Origin of the sequence: Wolbachia endosymbiont (group A) of Cydia amplana, from assembly GCF_964028495.1 — a bacterium.
Taxonomy (GTDB): domain Bacteria; phylum Pseudomonadota; class Alphaproteobacteria; order Rickettsiales; family Anaplasmataceae; genus Wolbachia; species Wolbachia pipientis.
In genome coordinates, this window is the sequence record NZ_OZ034792.1 from 1,072,162 (window position 1) to 1,087,090 (window position 14,929).

The window sequence follows — 14,929 nt, forward strand, 5'->3', positions numbered from 1 at the left end:
AATAAAGAGGGTTTAGTATGCCTTATAGAAACGGTGTAGCATGTTATGGAGCTTATGGAGGTGGTGATAACACGGCATCGCAAGCTCGAAATCCGACAACTTCAAGACAGCTAAGTGAATCAACAAAACAGCTATTTAAGGCTATTGATGATGGAAACCTAGAAGATTTTAAAGAAGCTCTGGCAGAGGGTGCGGATGTTAATGCGTTTGATAAAGAAGGCATGACACCTTTGATGTCCATAGTTACTAATTTGTCTGCAGGCTCTGAAACAGAAAAAGAATATCAGAATATGATTAGGTTGCTCCTACTGCACCGGAGCATAGATGTTAATATTTCTGAACAAAATAATAACAATACAGTTTTGCATCTAGCAATGTGCTTTCAACAAAAGAAAACTTTACAACTCTTACTAAGTCATCCAAACATAAACACTTATCTAACCAATAAAAACCATCAAAATCCTGAGGAATGTGCTAGACAAAATCGTGCTGGGCATTTGATAATAGAAATACAAAAAGCACAGAAAGGAAAAGAATTATTAGCTGCTCTTTCTAGCGGAAATATTTGCCAAGCGAAAAGACTATTGAATCAAGAGCTTCATCCTAATTGCTGGAGAAGAACCCAAGATGGAAGAATAAAAACACCACTTAGCTTAATTATTCGATTATGTTTACGAACGATAACAGAAGATGAAAAAGAAGTATTGACAAAACTTTTAAAACATAAAGACCTAGATTTTAGTTACGAGCAGTATGCACAATTAAAGCAAACAATTGAACAAGCTATTCAGAGCCGATTAACTGATACTATTAATAGAGAAGATAATTGTTTTATAAATCGTGCAGTTGTTACTGCTGCATTGGGGGGTGTTGATAATCCAGTTAACTCTATTAAAGATTATTTAAATGAAAAATTTCCTGCAAATACGAATAATATACCAGAAGATTTTGAGAAGTTTTTACAAGGGCTTGAAAGAACAAAAGCTCAACTTGTAGAAAAAGAGCAAGAGCTAACGAATAAAACTAGCAAAATTTCACTATTAGAAAGAGATTTAGGGCAAGTAAGACAGGAAAAATCGGCTCAAAAAACAAAAATCAATGATCTAAATAGTGAAGTAACTCGACTTAATAGAATTGTGTATGGAAGAGCAAGCGACACTGTCGAAATTTTACAATTAAAAAGAGATTTGAAACAAGTAAGGGAAGAAAGAGATAGGCTTTCATCAGAAAATAGACTGCTCCGTAGTAATAAAAACGAAAAATCCTCGCAAGCAATTTCTTCTGGTAGAAAACTAAGCAACTACGCTTCTGCATGTTTTATATTGCTTGGAGTATATACTGTTGTTGCATGTTTAGTAATAGAAGATTATCCAGGGATAATAAGTGCTTTCTTTACAGCAGTTGCACTGGCTTTTTTTTTATTAGGATGTTGTAATTTATATAAAGCAAACACAATACTTAGTGATGTTGAAAGCACTCAGCTTGGTGGTTTAGAACGAAGTTAAAGTTTTGATTTCTTCTCCAGGCCCTGCTGAAAATTTTTGTACATGTTAAAAACATCTTGATAATTGAGGTGAGTGTAAATTTGAGTAGTTTCCAGGCTTGAGTGACCAAGCAGTTGTTGTATTGATCTTATGTCAATATCTTCCTGAAGCAAATGAGTAGCAAAACTATGGCGAAATGCATGTGGAGATAAAATTTCTGGTAAATTTAACATTCTCCTTATTTTCTGCAAACGATTGGCCACATAAGTTCTTCCCAATTTTTTTCCTCTTACTCCCAAAAAAAGATGTTGTGCTTCATCAAGGTAAGGGCAAGCTTTTATATACTCTTGTATACATTTTTTTACTACGGGGAGAATGAATACCTGCCTTTGTTTATCTCCTTTACCTGTAATTATTAAGTTTTCGCTACTGATATCACTAACCCTAAGGTTCAACGCTTCACTGATTCTTAAGCCTGTACCATATAGCAGGACGATAATCGCAATTTCTCTTTTTACCACCCAAGGTTCACCCAGGTCGGATAGTTTCATTTCTTTCAATAAAGTTTTTATATTAGGTATTGATAATGCTTTGGGCAGAGTTCTTCTCTGAATTGGCCTTGATAAGGAAAATACAGCTTCATTGTCTATATTGTGGTTATTTTTTATGTACTTGAAGAAATTTCTGATTACTGAGAGTGCTCGAGTGTTGGATCTTGCGTTTACACCTCTTGCGTAACGAGAGGTAAGCCAACTTCTTAACTCAGGTATGCTTAAATTTTTCAGAGTACCAACATTTACTTCTCCGCCAATGTGAGTATTTAGGAAACTTATAAGATCCTTCAAGTCCCTCATGTATGACTCTAAAGTATTTGGTGAATAAGATCTGTTGCACCTCAGCCACTCATACCATTTTTCAATGATTGAACCGAGGTCCACAATTATTTTTTAAAGAAAGCATCGATGCACGCATCTCGAAAGGCTTCATTTATATCAGGATGAGAGTGACAAATTCTGTATATATCCTCTGCTGCTGCGCCATATGCCATTGCAACCGCTGCTTCGTTTATTAGCGTGTCAGCGTATGCTCCTATGATATGCACACCTAGTATTGTATCTGCTCTGCTACAAGTCAGCACTTTCACGAATCCTTCAGCATCATCAGTGATTTTTGCTCTGCCGTTTGCAGCAAATTGACATTTACCAACTTTGTACTTACGGCCAACACTTTTCAACTCCTCTTCAGTTTTACCGATTGAAGAAACCGCAGGGTGAGTGTAAATGACAGATGGTATGATTTCATAATCAACGTGAGGTACTTGCCCAGCGATTATCTCTGCAACTGCCACTCCTTCTTCTTCTGCCTTATGAGCAAGCATTGCTCCACCGATCACATCACCAATAGCAAATATTCCTTTTACATTAGTTTCATATCTGTTGTTAACTTGAACGAAACCGCGATTATCTTTTTCTATTTTTTCATCAATACCAAGATTCTCAGTGCATGGTTTGCGTCCTGCTGCAACCAGCACCTTATCTGCCTCTATAACGTTTGTTTGGTTATCTTTTACAGAGCAAACTTTCACACTCAAAGAGTTGCTACTTTGTTTTATCTCCTCGACTTTAGTGCTAAGTAAAAATTTTATTCCTTGTTTTTGTAGACTAGAAAGTAGAGACTTACTTAATTCTCCATCCATTGCTGCAGCGATTCTGTCAAAAAATTCTACTACAGTGACTTCAGACCCTAGCCTTCTCCATACAGAAGACATTTCAAGCCCTATTGCCCCGGCTCCGATTACGACAAGTTTTTTTGGTACTTCAGTTAAAGATAGTGCACCGGTGGAAGAAATAATGTCTTTCTCATCGATATTAATTCCTGGCAAAGAAATAACATCAGAACCGGTTGCAATTACTATATTTTTTGTCTTCAGCACCTTACCTTCAACTGAAACTTCAAGATTACCTTGGTCAAAAGAAGCAAGCCCATTGATTTTAGTGATTTTGTGAAGGTTAAACAGATATTCTATACCTTTTCCAAGTTCCTGAACTCTGGCGTCCTTATAGCCTAGCATTTCTTTTAAATCGAAACTTGCGTCCTTAATTTTTATGCCAAGCTTCGACAGATCATTTTTCGTGTGAGCATACTGATAGGAAGAATGGAGCAATGCTTTGGAGGGTATGCACCCAACTCTGAGGCATGTGCCACCAAAAATGCTATTTTTATCTATACAGGCAACTTTCAATCCAAGTTTTGCAGCAGCGATAGCACACTTATAGCCTCCTGGGCCACCACCTATAACAATTAAATCATAATCAGTCATAAAAAACAAACCTATTTTCTAAAGAATAAACACCTTTTCCCTCAGTTGTTACATATATCTTATTGCGAGTAAACACTGGAGTGTGAAACACATTACCAGGTACTTTGACTACCTTTCCTGCACTTTCAGATCCCGGAAAAGCAAACATTGAACCTTTATTGCTTGTCACCCACAGTGTATGGGCATGCATAATTGGAGCAAACAATTGCGTATTTTCTATTAAATCAGATGTCCAGACTGTTTCTCCATTTTTTATATCCAGGCCAATTATTTTATCGTCTTTAGTAACTATAAAAATTCTGCCGCCTTCTTTTTGTTTCTCTGCAGGAATAAGAGGACTATAATATGACTCAATGTCTGATACACTTTTTACTTGCAGTGACTTTGACCATAAAATATTTCCTGATTTCACGTCAATGCTATAAATATAAGAATTATTTGTAGCTATTAAAGTATCGCCAAGCACTCTCGGTGTAGTAGTTACATCTGTGAGCTGTGTATCCAAAAGGTTTGTAGCCAATTTTTGGCTCCACAATTTTTTACCGTCTTCATTAAAAGCTATTAACTCACCATTTGAAAATGGTGCTATTATTTTATCATTAGAAATTGCTGGCGATATGGAATACAAACCTCGAACCTCATTGATGCCGTTTTGATAAGTCCAAACGAAGCTGCCATCTTTTATATCAAACACGTACAGATAATTATCAATAGTCAATACTACCAATTTATTATTTATTACTGCTGCTTTTCCTCTTACTGGAGCTCTCAATTCTTTTTCCCACTCAATCTTGCCAGTTTTTGCGCCTATTGCGTGTAAAGTGTTATCCACTATAAAGAAAACATTTTTTTCATAATGTGATAGGCTCATGTTACCAATTTTTTTCCTATGTGAGAGGTGTAATTTCCAATTCATAGCCTTTGAGTTATCAATATCAAAGGAATATAAAGCGCCGTGCTTGTCTGATAAAATAACGCTATTTTCTATAAGCACTGGAGCTACATATCCTTGAGATAGTTTTTTATCCACTAGACTTATTCTCTCGCTTGCCATTGTGTAACTGCTACACAATAACATTATCATGACAATTATTACTTTCATTATTTATTGAAAACAAGATTCATTAATATACATCTTAAGAACCTTAATTACAACGGAAATGTTCTTGCTGCATGTTAAAAACGTTGATTTATGAACGAAATATTATATTATTATGTGAGATAATGTATATTCTTAGAGGTAGTACACCTCATCCACTATGCAGCAACGTGCATAGCTGTATGAACATTGAGATATAAAATAATTTATACCAAGAAGAAAGATGTCATCCAAATAGCCTCTTTTCCTGTCATCCCAGTGCTTGACACTGGGATAGCTTTGTTGCATAGCAACTGAAAAAATCTGGTGGCTACTGACAAAATTCATTATAAATAGCTATTTAACTGTTGAAGAAAAAATATGCCACAAAAAATGAGAGTTAGTAACTGCCATGAATATAACAAATTTCTAGAAAAAAGAGGAAATATTTTTCGTTACATCGATAAAGCTATCGAAAATTGGTATGAAAATAGTCCAAAAATGCAGGGCGGCAACTATATTTATAGTGATAAAGTTGTGATTTTAGTGCATATAATCGTTAATCTTTTTAGAATTGGCTTAAGACAAACAGTCGGGTTTATAAAAGGATATTTGCAACAAATAGGAAGAGATTTGGCAGTTATCAGCTATTCGCAAGCTTCAAAAAAAACTTAATATTAAGATCAATGATTGCAGAATTGATAAAAATAATATGGAAGATATCGAAATTGCCATAGATAGCACAAGCATCAGCATTTATAACAACACACAGCAAGGAAAATAGCGCTGATAGAAAATATCGTGGCTATGAACAGACAAGAAAATTGCATGTAATGTTGAATATAAACAGCAAAAAAGCCATAGCTGCAAAATACAGTAACGGTCTGATCACTATGGAGCTTGCGATTTACTTAAAGGAGTTAATTTTCAGCATGCCATAAAAGCACTATATGCAGACAGAGCATATGACAGACATAAACTCTATAAATTGTGTGATGAATGCGGCATAAAGACAAAAATTCCTCCAAAAAAACAATGCAGCAGAGCATCCAAAGTATGGCAGAGAGAAATGCTGCAATTAGACTAATAAAGTCATACAGCGAAGATGGAATGAAGAGGTGGAAAAGGCAAACAAACTACGGAAAAAGATCTTATGTAGAAAGTTTTTTCTCGCGACTGAAACAAACATTCGGGTTTAATTTTCGGAACAAATCTGAAATTAATCGTGGGAAGGAACTGCTACTCAAGTGTTATTTGCTTAATCAATTTACTGACATTGGTATGGCTAAATTTGAAATGGCTACATGAATTTATCGTAAATTACCACCGCATAGTTGTAACATTGTACCATATTACAATGTTCGTACAGTTGTGTGCGCGACCGGGGGTTTTATACTATTCTAGAAGTAACATACGGAAAAGGGGGGATTCGAACCCCCGACATATTTTCATATGTGCACGCTTTCCAAGCGTGTGCTTTAGACCACTCAGCCACCTTTCCATGCTTATTCATAATATTGAAAATTGTACTGCTAAACAATATAAAAACCTGGTATATAGGGTTCACCACGAAAATTCACAGTATTGTTAAACTTGCTTCTGCAAGTTGGAAATGTTTTATCGCAACCTGCGAGTATTGAATATTTATCTCCAGCAAAAATTTGGTATGGAGGCGAAGTAAACAACGTAACTACTTTATTTTTATATTCTTTTACTACACCTTCAAACGCTATTGAGCCAAAGAATTTTACTACTCCGTGCTTATAATATTCATCACTCTCAGTTAAATTCGTGTCTTCAAATCTTCTTTCGTCTATTACTTTAGTGATTGTACTTATTTTACTAAATTTTTTAGTATCGGCTTTACATTTATCATCGCAAAATTGTGCTCTGCATGCAGGAGAGTATAATTCTGCTATGCTTCTCTCAAGCTTTGCTGAAAGCCCTCTAATTTCAACAATAAATCTTCCACTACTTAATGTCACTTTACCAAAAATTCCTGAATGTAGATTCATTGTTCCCTGGGTCAAGTCTTTATAATTCACAAGAAATATCTCAATATTTGCAAAGTCGTACTTTCCTGATAAAACATCTTTTTCTTTGATATCAACACTATTTAATATTCCCTCAATTTCCAAATTATCAGTCTTTAAATCGCTGTTTAATATTATACTACTGGCTGTAAATCCACTTGAAGATTTATAGAGTATATTATCAATATTTAAGTCTTCATCATAGTCAGTGAATCCCATTACTTCTCCACCTGCAAGAGTTAATTTCCAGCACGTAGCAGTGGTAAGTAATTCTCCAGCTAAATGATTTTTTAGTGTGGTTTGCATAGGTGCCTCCTGCTTAATTGATTAAATTTGAAAGTAGCTATACGGCCAGTAGAATAAGGGCAGTGTGTTCTTTTCTCATCATCTAAGTAGCCATAAAGCGTCATTCCGGTGACCATAGGGTGTCATTCCAGTGCTTGACACTGGAATCCAGGAAATTTTGCTTGTAAGTAAGCAAACTGATTTGGTGAGCATAAAAAGTGGCTGATCTTATGCTGAATAAACGCTTTTGATGAAGTTGCATGGAAAGCTGGATCCCAGTGTCTGGGCACTGGGATGACATCCTTCTTGGTGGAGTGTCCTCAAATCACAATGTTCGTACAGTTGTGTGTCACGCACTGGGATGACAGGAGAGAGGACACCATATGTTTATTTGATCGACAAATAAACACTAACAGACAAGAATACACCACAATTAACTGTGGTGTATACTGGCTGGTTAGAAAGAAAACTTCACACCAGTAAGAAGGAGAATTCCTTGGTTAGAAGGTACATCAGCATCAGACTCATCTTTCAGCTTACCTGTTTCGTTAGTCATAAAATAATGGAGAGCTGCGTAAGGAACAAATTTGTTCTTACTGCATGCAGGAGACAGATCATATTGAACGCCAAGTGCACCATCATGAAGCATATCTTTGTCATTCATTCTGCTGCCAAAATACGTCAAACTTGTGTAGATATTCTCATGTTGATACCCAGCTCCTACAGTCCAATACATGGTATCTATACTATCTTTACCAAATTGAGCTTTCAGCCCTTCCACTCTTTTGCCATCAGTAGCATCTTTACTATCAATTTCCGTATAGGTATCACCAATTAATTTTTTAATACCCTTCGGTTGACCAGATTTGCCCAAGTATGCAAAAGAGGCAGCAAACTTTACGCCTTGATCTTCATTAATCTTATAATCAGCGCTTACACCAAAATTAACACCCATCAGGTCATTATACTCCACAAATTCCTTATAAAGATGCTTATCTTTACTTGGTTGCTTTGGAAAGCCATATTCACCAACTGCAGAAGTTTTAACTTTTATGTTATGTTTATCAAAGTCATATTCATATGATGCACCAGCACTTACTATGTGCTCATAGTCTGGGCCGACATGCTTTATCGTTTCCTTATGTTCTATCTTACCGCCTTTATCTTCTGAAACTGTTTCTTTTACAGTAAACAAACCACTATCATAACGAGGTGAGTAGCTGATACCAAATCTTGCGCCCATATAATTTGGTGAGTAGTAAGCAACTCTAAATGGCAGTGTAGTCATAACGCCTTTGTTATATTTCCCTGCCATACGGAAAGAGAATTTTTCACTTTCACTCGAAAAACTTTCAGTGTAAAGACGTGGTGTTACATAAAATGGAAAGCTAGCAGCGCTTCCTTCTAAGTTCACTTTTCTGAACCAGTCACTATCTGCAGCTCCGTCAACAGTCGCAATTCTTGTTGCATCAAGCCTCATCAGAGCCTCAGGACCAAATTGGTAACCAAGCTTCACGTCACCATATTTTGAGTTAACAAACACATGCGCACTTCTGCCTTTTGCAGCATAAACACCCTGTGAAGCTCCCTTACCTTCGGTCACTGGGACATGAAACTGCACGTCAGCACCATAAAGAAGACCTAAATCTTCATTCTTATTTTCTGCTCTGAGGTGCAATATTGCATCAGCAATCATACCCATATCGTTGCTGTAATCACCAATATTTCCTATTCCTTCATAGAATATTGGATTTGCTCCTTTTGTTATATCTGGAGTGGCATTATAATACTCTGTAGATCTGTTTGGCATAACGTTATAACGTTTATAATCTGCGCCACTTGGTCCAGCTTTGCCATAACCTTGAGCATCAACAACACCACCAAAAGTTATTCTTAAATTACTTTGCCCTTGATTGGTATCGATAATATCAACTCCACCAACTGAAACAACAGGACTTGCCTTACCTTTTTCCTCTGTATTTTTGTTAACAACTTTTATATCCTTCTTTACATCTTTAGCTTCAACTTTAGCATTCTTAGTTTTAGAACGCTTAGTTTTTGAAACTTTACCTTTTTCTATATTAGAATTCTTAGCGTTTAGAGCTTTCGCTTTTGAATCCTCTATAAGCTTTGCTTTTTTCTCATTTGCTAGCCTGATCTCCTCTTTTTTCTTCTGCTCGGCTGCTAATCTTAGCTCCTCTTTTTTCTTAAGCTCTTCAGCTTTTTTTCTTGGATCAGCATTACATATTCTGTCCATCTTTTCTTTCAGTTTTTTATTTGATGTTTTCATAACTTCTGTTTTTCCAGAAGTTTTTGTGCTCTCTTGCTTTTTTATTTCCTTCATACTCTCATCAGGAAAGTCAGCTGCAAAACTGCTGAAAGAACATAAAGTTAATAAAGAAACTAGAGCAGTTCTAGTATACATAGACTTTTTCATGAAGTGCCCCCAAAAAATTTCGAAATCATATCTTAAATGTAAATAGTATAAAAATGTTGAAAATTCAACTTAAAGCAACCTTATAACGAAAATAAAAGTAAAATGCAATACCTTAAAAGCAACTTTCTTAATATGCTCAACGTGTATATTAACCAAAATTTAGTACAGAGGTTCGCTTGTTAGTGCATTATAACTCGACTATTTATTCTATGGAAGTAAAATTTTTCCACCACAAGTTATTTGCCATTCTTCTTTAAATTTCTTTAGGTATTCTTTTTTTTCGCACTCTAAAAGCAGCTCTTCCGCACTTTTGTTGTAGCTTTCAGTAGTAATCCTTCCCTGATGATGCATGAACCTTAAGTAAATCAAATAAGTGTTAATTACATCTGTTTCACAATAATCTCGAATCTCTTGTATCTTGCCGCTATCGTATAAGTCCATAACTTGTGACCCATCAACTCCAATCTTACCAGGAAGATTAAATGCTGCACAAACTTCGTTCATTTTTACTCTCGCAGAAGCTCCAAAATCAGAGAGGGATTCAAGCAAATCACAATGCCAATCACTGCTATATCTCTGATTGTAACTATTCCACTTATCGCCAGCTTTATGAAAATATTCCGCTTGAATGCCATGGACCATAGCACGATACTTCAGCACTGGTATATCAAAAGTGCGTCCGTTGAACGAAACTAATCTTGGCTTTTTCTCTGATATGTAGTTAAAAAATCCTTTCACTAGCTCCTTTTCACTGGAATTTAGTGTGCCTCCAGATCTTATTTCTTGCAGTGTGAACACCTCATAACCACTCTGGTAGCTTATATTGCAAAGTAAAAAACTAATAACTACAACAAGGTGAAAAGGCTGACGCAGAAAAGAGTTTTGCCCGTTTGTTATTTCAAGATGATATTTTGTTAATGCATCCCTCTTCTCTTCTACACTACTATCATCACTAATATTGAGTAAATTTTTGCAGGAATTTACATCTGGTATAGTTTCAATATCAAATACCAATAAAGAATTAAGCATTGCCTATATACTCCTCCGGACGGTCGATCCAAGGTCGCACTTTCACAAATAAAAAGAGGTGTACCTTGCACTCAAATAATTTTTCTAGTTCAGCACGCGCTTCGATATTAATTTTTTTAATATTACTGCCATCTTTTCCTAGCACTATTTTTTTATGACTATCTTTCAACACAAATATGATCTGTTTGATGACTAAACTCTTATCTTTTTTTTCCTCAAATTGTTCAGTTATAACAGCTGTAGAGTATGGCAATTCTTCACGCAAGTTCAAGAATAATTTTTCTCTCGTAATTTCTGCTGATAAAAAATTTGTCGAGGAATCGGTTATTTGATCTTCTTCATAAAACCAGGGGCTCACCGATGCAACTTCAGACAAGTAATTCATCAAATCAGAAAGTCCATCATTCTTTAATGCTGATATCATAAAAACCTTTTCAAATTTATAAAGCAAGTTCAGATGCTCATGCGCCATCTTTAATTCAGGCCTTTTTACCAAATCAGTTTTATTGATAACCAAAATGCATCTGCCTTTTGTGCGCTGCAGCCGCATAAATATAGTCTTAATTCTTTCTATATTTTTCAAATAATTGCTTACATCAACAAGCAACAAAGTGATGTCACTATCCTTAACTGCCGACCATGCAGATTTGACTAAAGCTTTTTCAAGTTTTGTTTCTGCTGAGAAAATTCCTGGGGAGTCAGTAAAGACAATTTGTGTGTTGTTGCATGTTGCAACACCCCTTATTTGCGTCCTTGTTGTTTGCACTTTAGGGGTGACAATTGCAATTTTCTTGCTTATGATGCTGTTAATTAATGTAGACTTCCCAGCATTTGGTAAGCCAGCTATGGTTACAAATAAGCATTTTTGTTCTTTCACAAAGAAAATTATAAAGAAAACTGAATGCCCGCGTCAAGCTACTTATATGACAAGAAGGATGACAGAACCCTTTTTGGTTAGCATGCAAAAAGGAAAAAAACTTATTCTACAAATTAAAAATACAATATACTCAAAAACTTTTCAGAAAATCCATAGGAGGGTTTGCTAATGAAGGTTCTTGAGTTGACGCCATTGCCTGAATGACTGCTTGATTTAAGGGTAACGTTTTAACCATAAGGTCACTAACTCCTTAATATGTGTGTTCATAATTTGATTTTCCACGAAAGACATAATAGCAATAACCAGTATAAGTTAAAATGATTGGTAAAAGCGGTATTATAACAATGAGCATTAAAGATAAACTTGGCCCAGAAGCGGCTGCATCCAGAATGGTATATTGAAAAGGTATAATCCATGGGTAGATACTAATTCCTAAACCTAAATATCCCATAAAAAAAATAGCAATACTGAGAAAGAATGGACGGTACTCCCGTTTAGTATTCTGAAGATCAAACCACAGCATGAAAAATAGCCAAGATGTGAGTAATGGAATAGAAAATAAATAATAAAAATTTGGCATGCTAAACCAAAAGTTTTTAATACGTTCATTTAAAAATGGTGTCACTACACTCACTAGTCCCATGAAAATACCTACAAAACCAAGCGTATAAGAAGCAACCTTGCGTGCCCATTCTTGTGTTATATTTTCTGTCTTCATTATGAGCCATGTAGAACCTAAAAGTGCATATCCAAATATCACAGCAATGCCTGTCATTACACTAAAAGCACTTGCCCAATCAAATTGGCCACCAGAAAAGTTGCGTCCGTTTACTTCTACACCATGTATAAATGCACCTAAAATCATGCCTTGGCAAAATGCAGCACCAAGTGACCCAAAATGAAAGGCATAATCCCATAATCGCCTGTATTTTCCTTCTGCCTTAAAACGAAACTCAAAGGATACTCCGCGCACTATAAGGCCAAGCAGCATAATAATGATTGGAATATAAAAAGCAGGCATTAATATTGAATATGCAAGAGGAAAAGCAGCAAACAACCCTCCACCAACCAATACCAACCATGTTTCGTTTCCATCCCAAAATGGTGCAATTGAGCTTATCATGTGATCACGGCATTTATCTGACGGTGCAAAAGGAAGTAAAATACCAATACCTAAATCAAACCCATCCATTAAAATATACAGTAAAACAGCTATGGCAATTAGTAATCCCCAGATTAGGGGTAAATTAATTAAGGAAGAAAAATCAAACATGATTGTTGTCCTTTCCAGATGTACCAGCATCAATCACTGAAGCTCCAATACCGTGTTTATAAAATTGCTCTTCTTCTTTAATGACAGGAATTCCTTTGTATATAAGTTTCAGAATATAGTAACTACCTGCTCCAAATATAAGGGTATACATAACGATAAATGCAATCAAAGACCATGCAACCTGAGGACCGGTAATCGCAGATGAAAATGATTCAATTGTGCGCATAATTCCATATACAGTGTAAGGTTGACGGCCAATTTCAGTAGTAAACCAACCTGCAAGTAACGCTATGAACCCAGACGGCATCATTGATATCCACCATCCATGTAAGAAACAACTTTGGAATAATTTGCCACGAAGATACTGTATAACACTTACTGACCCAATTATGATCATTAAAATTCCAACTCCAACCATTATACGGAAGGACCAGAATACCCATACTACAGGTGGTCTATCTTCTTTTTTCCATTCCTTTAATCCTTTTACTTCTCCTAAAAAATCATGTGTTAAGATCAAGCTGGCAAGATTAGGAATTTTTATCTCGTAGTGATTAATTTCATTTTGCTGATCCGGATAAGCAAATAAAAGTAAGCCAGCCCCTTTTTCGGTTTCCCATATACCTTCCATTGCAGCAATCTTAGCAGGTTGATGCTTTAGTGTATTTAATCCATGCCTATCTCCCATGAACAGCTGAAATGGTGCAGCTAAAGCTACCATAATGGTTGCCATACCAAGCATAATTCTTGCTTGAGGAGCATGTCGTTTTCTCCAAAGATAAAATGCTCCTACACCACCAACCACAAAAGCTGTTGTAAGATAGGCTGCTGTTACCATATGAATAAAGCGATAAGGGAAAGAAGGATTAAAAATAATCTCTAACCAATTGGTTGGATATAGGAGACCATTCTCACCAATCGTGAATCCAGCGGGTGTTTGCATCCAACTGTTGGCCGCAATAATCCAAAAAGCTGAAATAAGCGTTCCCACTGCAACAATACAAGTAGAAGCAAAGTGCATACGAGAACTTACTCTATTCCATCCAAATAGCATAATACTCAAAAAAGATGCCTCCAGAAAAAAGGCTGTTAAAACCTCAAAGGAAAATAGAGGGCCGAGAACATTGGCTATGCGGTCAGAAAAAATCGACCAATTGGTACCAAGTTGATATGACATTACAACTCCAGATACCACTCCCATGCCAAAAGCAACGGCAAAAACCTTGATCCAGAATTTATAAACATCACGGAAACGTGTATCACCAGTCTTAAGCCAACACCATTCCAAAAAGGCTAGAAAACTTGCAAGCCCGATCGTGAAAGCAGGAAATATAATGTGAAAGCCTATTGTGAAGGCAAACTGAATTCGAGCTAATAATAAAGGATCAAATTTAAACATTTTACCTAATACCCATGTATTACAAATAATAGCCAAATCTGCCTATAATTCAATCCATTTTTTCACAAAATTGACCTTACCCAGAAAAAGTAGAGAGAAAGTTAAGACGTTTTTGTCATGAGAATAAATTGTGCAGGAATACAACTGTTCTCCCTTGTCATACCGTCACGGTATCTCTAGATCCCGCTAACACGTAGCGGAATGACGATTGTCAGGCCAGCGCCCCTATGATGTCATCCCAGTGCTCCTTTTTTTGTCATCCCAGTGTCAGCTACTCGGATGACATCATCCTTTTTTGGGGATTCCAGCGTCACGCGCTGGAATGACACCTTCCGTATAAACATTAAGAAATTTACCAAGCGGAGAAAAAGGCAAAAGAAGCCCCGTGGTTGGCTAATTACTTACATTATACTTTCAAGTATGGCGTTTTTTTATTCTAAACACTTAATAACCGCGATTCAGCTACTTTTAAACCGCAACTAATCTAAATTATAAACGTTAAGAAATTTACTAAACAGAAAAAAAGGCAAAAGAAACCCTAGGGTAGCTAGTTATTCACTATCCATTTTTTAAGTTGGCGTTTTTTTATGTTTTAAACGCTTTATAAGCGCGTTTCAGCTTATGTAGGTAGAAATTTTATAAGACATAAGGTGCACATAGTGCAAAAAATTAAACATGATACGCCAGATACGTGAGTTTTTTTGTCATTTAATC

Annotated in this window: 13 protein-coding genes and 1 tRNA gene; 4 read left to right on the forward strand and 10 right to left on the reverse strand. The window is 36.0% G+C overall.

Annotated features, from left to right (window positions below):
- The first annotated feature begins 17 nt into the window (after nt 1-17).
- Nucleotides 18-1,505, forward strand: a complete 1,488-nt coding sequence (locus tag ABWU40_RS05315) for an ankyrin repeat domain-containing protein (RefSeq protein WP_353279161.1) — start codon at nt 18-20, stop codon at nt 1,503-1,505.
- On the opposite strand, the gene ABWU40_RS05320 is transcribed toward ABWU40_RS05315, so the two are convergent.
- The 3 genes from ABWU40_RS05320 to ABWU40_RS05330 are packed head-to-tail and all read right to left on the reverse strand — an operon-like array spanning nt 1,502 to nt 4,906.
- On the reverse strand, nt 1,502-2,422 hold the full coding sequence (locus tag ABWU40_RS05320) for a tyrosine recombinase XerC (RefSeq protein WP_015589184.1): 921 nt from the start codon (nt 2,420-2,422) through the stop codon (nt 1,502-1,504). The two genes, ABWU40_RS05315 and ABWU40_RS05320, sit on opposite strands and share 4 nt — an antisense overlap.
- Nucleotides 2,423-2,424: 2 nt before the next feature.
- Nucleotides 2,425-3,804, reverse strand: a complete 1,380-nt coding sequence (gene lpdA, locus ABWU40_RS05325) for a dihydrolipoyl dehydrogenase (RefSeq protein WP_015589183.1) — start codon at nt 3,802-3,804, stop codon at nt 2,425-2,427.
- On the reverse strand, nt 3,797-4,906 hold the full coding sequence (locus tag ABWU40_RS05330) for a PQQ-like beta-propeller repeat protein (RefSeq protein WP_015589182.1): 1,110 nt from the start codon (nt 4,904-4,906) through the stop codon (nt 3,797-3,799). The genes lpdA and ABWU40_RS05330 overlap by 8 nt, the downstream gene beginning before the upstream one ends.
- Nucleotides 4,907-5,263: 357 nt before the next feature.
- Here ABWU40_RS05330 and ABWU40_RS05335 point away from each other — a divergent pair, with 357 nt between their 5' ends.
- The 3 genes from ABWU40_RS05335 to ABWU40_RS05345 all read left to right on the forward strand — a co-directional run bounded on the left by ABWU40_RS05335 (nt 5,264) and on the right by ABWU40_RS05345 (nt 6,190).
- A complete protein-coding gene (locus ABWU40_RS05335) occupies nt 5,264-5,557 on the forward strand; it encodes a transposase (RefSeq protein WP_080717625.1) in 294 nt (97 codons plus the stop codon).
- Nucleotides 5,558-5,819: 262 nt separating this feature from the next.
- Nucleotides 5,820-5,969, forward strand: coding sequence for a hypothetical protein (locus ABWU40_RS05340; RefSeq protein ID WP_285520262.1), 150 nt, complete (start codon nt 5,820-5,822; stop codon nt 5,967-5,969).
- The gene (locus ABWU40_RS05345) at nt 5,939-6,190 is read left to right on the forward strand and encodes a hypothetical protein (RefSeq protein WP_022626339.1); all 252 of its coding nucleotides are present in this window, start codon (nt 5,939-5,941) and stop codon (nt 6,188-6,190) included. Before ABWU40_RS05340 ends, ABWU40_RS05345 begins: the two co-directional genes overlap by 31 nt.
- Nucleotides 6,191-6,296: 106 nt before the next feature.
- Here the strand turns inward: ABWU40_RS05345 and ABWU40_RS05350 are convergent.
- The 7 genes from ABWU40_RS05350 to ABWU40_RS05380 form a co-directional block, all read right to left on the reverse strand.
- Nucleotides 6,297-6,383 (reverse strand) — tRNA-Ser (locus ABWU40_RS05350).
- Nucleotides 6,384-6,414: 31 nt separating this feature from the next.
- Nucleotides 6,415-7,221 (reverse strand): DUF2163 domain-containing protein, encoded by an 807-nt coding sequence (locus ABWU40_RS05355; RefSeq protein WP_141457018.1) that lies wholly within the window; start codon nt 7,219-7,221, stop codon nt 6,415-6,417.
- A gap of 436 nt (nt 7,222-7,657) precedes the next feature.
- Nucleotides 7,658-9,637 carry a porin gene (locus ABWU40_RS05360; RefSeq protein WP_012673252.1) on the reverse strand — a complete coding sequence of 660 codons (1,980 nt, stop codon included), beginning with the start codon at nt 9,635-9,637 and terminating at the stop codon, nt 7,658-7,660.
- 207 nt (nt 9,638-9,844) lie between these two features.
- Nucleotides 9,845-10,666, reverse strand: a complete 822-nt coding sequence (locus ABWU40_RS05365) for a 3'-5' exonuclease (protein WP_015589180.1) — start codon at nt 10,664-10,666, stop codon at nt 9,845-9,847.
- Nucleotides 10,659-11,543 (reverse strand): GTPase Era, encoded by an 885-nt coding sequence (era, locus tag ABWU40_RS05370; protein ID WP_353279162.1) that lies wholly within the window; start codon nt 11,541-11,543, stop codon nt 10,659-10,661. Before era ends, ABWU40_RS05365 begins: the two co-directional genes overlap by 8 nt.
- Nucleotides 11,544-11,793: 250 nt before the next feature.
- A complete protein-coding gene (cydB, locus tag ABWU40_RS05375) occupies nt 11,794-12,816 on the reverse strand; it encodes a cytochrome d ubiquinol oxidase subunit II (RefSeq protein WP_015589177.1) in 1,023 nt (340 codons plus the stop codon).
- On the reverse strand, nt 12,809-14,215 hold the full coding sequence (locus tag ABWU40_RS05380) for a cytochrome ubiquinol oxidase subunit I (RefSeq protein ID WP_353279449.1): 1,407 nt from the start codon (nt 14,213-14,215) through the stop codon (nt 12,809-12,811). Before ABWU40_RS05380 ends, cydB begins: the two co-directional genes overlap by 8 nt.
- Between the last annotated feature and the right edge of the window lie 714 nt (nt 14,216-14,929).

What these genes read in the sequence shown, in the direction of transcription:
- lpdA (WP_015589183.1), bottom strand. Translation starts at nt 3,804, where the DNA reads ATGACTGATTATGATTTAATTGTTATAGGTGGTGGCCCAGGAGGCTAT.
- ABWU40_RS05315 (WP_353279161.1), top strand. Translation starts at nt 18, where the DNA reads ATGCCTTATAGAAACGGTGTAGCATGTTATGGAGCTTATGGAGGTGGT.
- cydB (WP_015589177.1), bottom strand. Translation starts at nt 12,816, where the DNA reads ATGTTTGATTTTTCTTCCTTAATTAATTTACCCCTAATCTGGGGATTA.
- ABWU40_RS05360 (WP_012673252.1), bottom strand. Translation starts at nt 9,637, where the DNA reads ATGAAAAAGTCTATGTATACTAGAACTGCTCTAGTTTCTTTATTAACT.
- ABWU40_RS05330 (WP_015589182.1), bottom strand. Translation starts at nt 4,906, where the DNA reads ATGAAAGTAATAATTGTCATGATAATGTTATTGTGTAGCAGTTACACA.
- ABWU40_RS05355 (WP_141457018.1), bottom strand. Translation starts at nt 7,221, where the DNA reads ATGCAAACCACACTAAAAAATCATTTAGCTGGAGAATTACTTACCACT.
- ABWU40_RS05345 (WP_022626339.1), top strand. Translation starts at nt 5,939, where the DNA reads ATGGCAGAGAGAAATGCTGCAATTAGACTAATAAAGTCATACAGCGAA.
- ABWU40_RS05365 (WP_015589180.1), bottom strand. Translation starts at nt 10,666, where the DNA reads ATGCTTAATTCTTTATTGGTATTTGATATTGAAACTATACCAGATGTA.
- ABWU40_RS05380 (WP_353279449.1), bottom strand. Translation starts at nt 14,215, where the DNA reads ATGTTTAAATTTGATCCTTTATTATTAGCTCGAATTCAGTTTGCCTTC.
- ABWU40_RS05335 (WP_080717625.1), top strand. Translation starts at nt 5,264, where the DNA reads ATGCCACAAAAAATGAGAGTTAGTAACTGCCATGAATATAACAAATTT.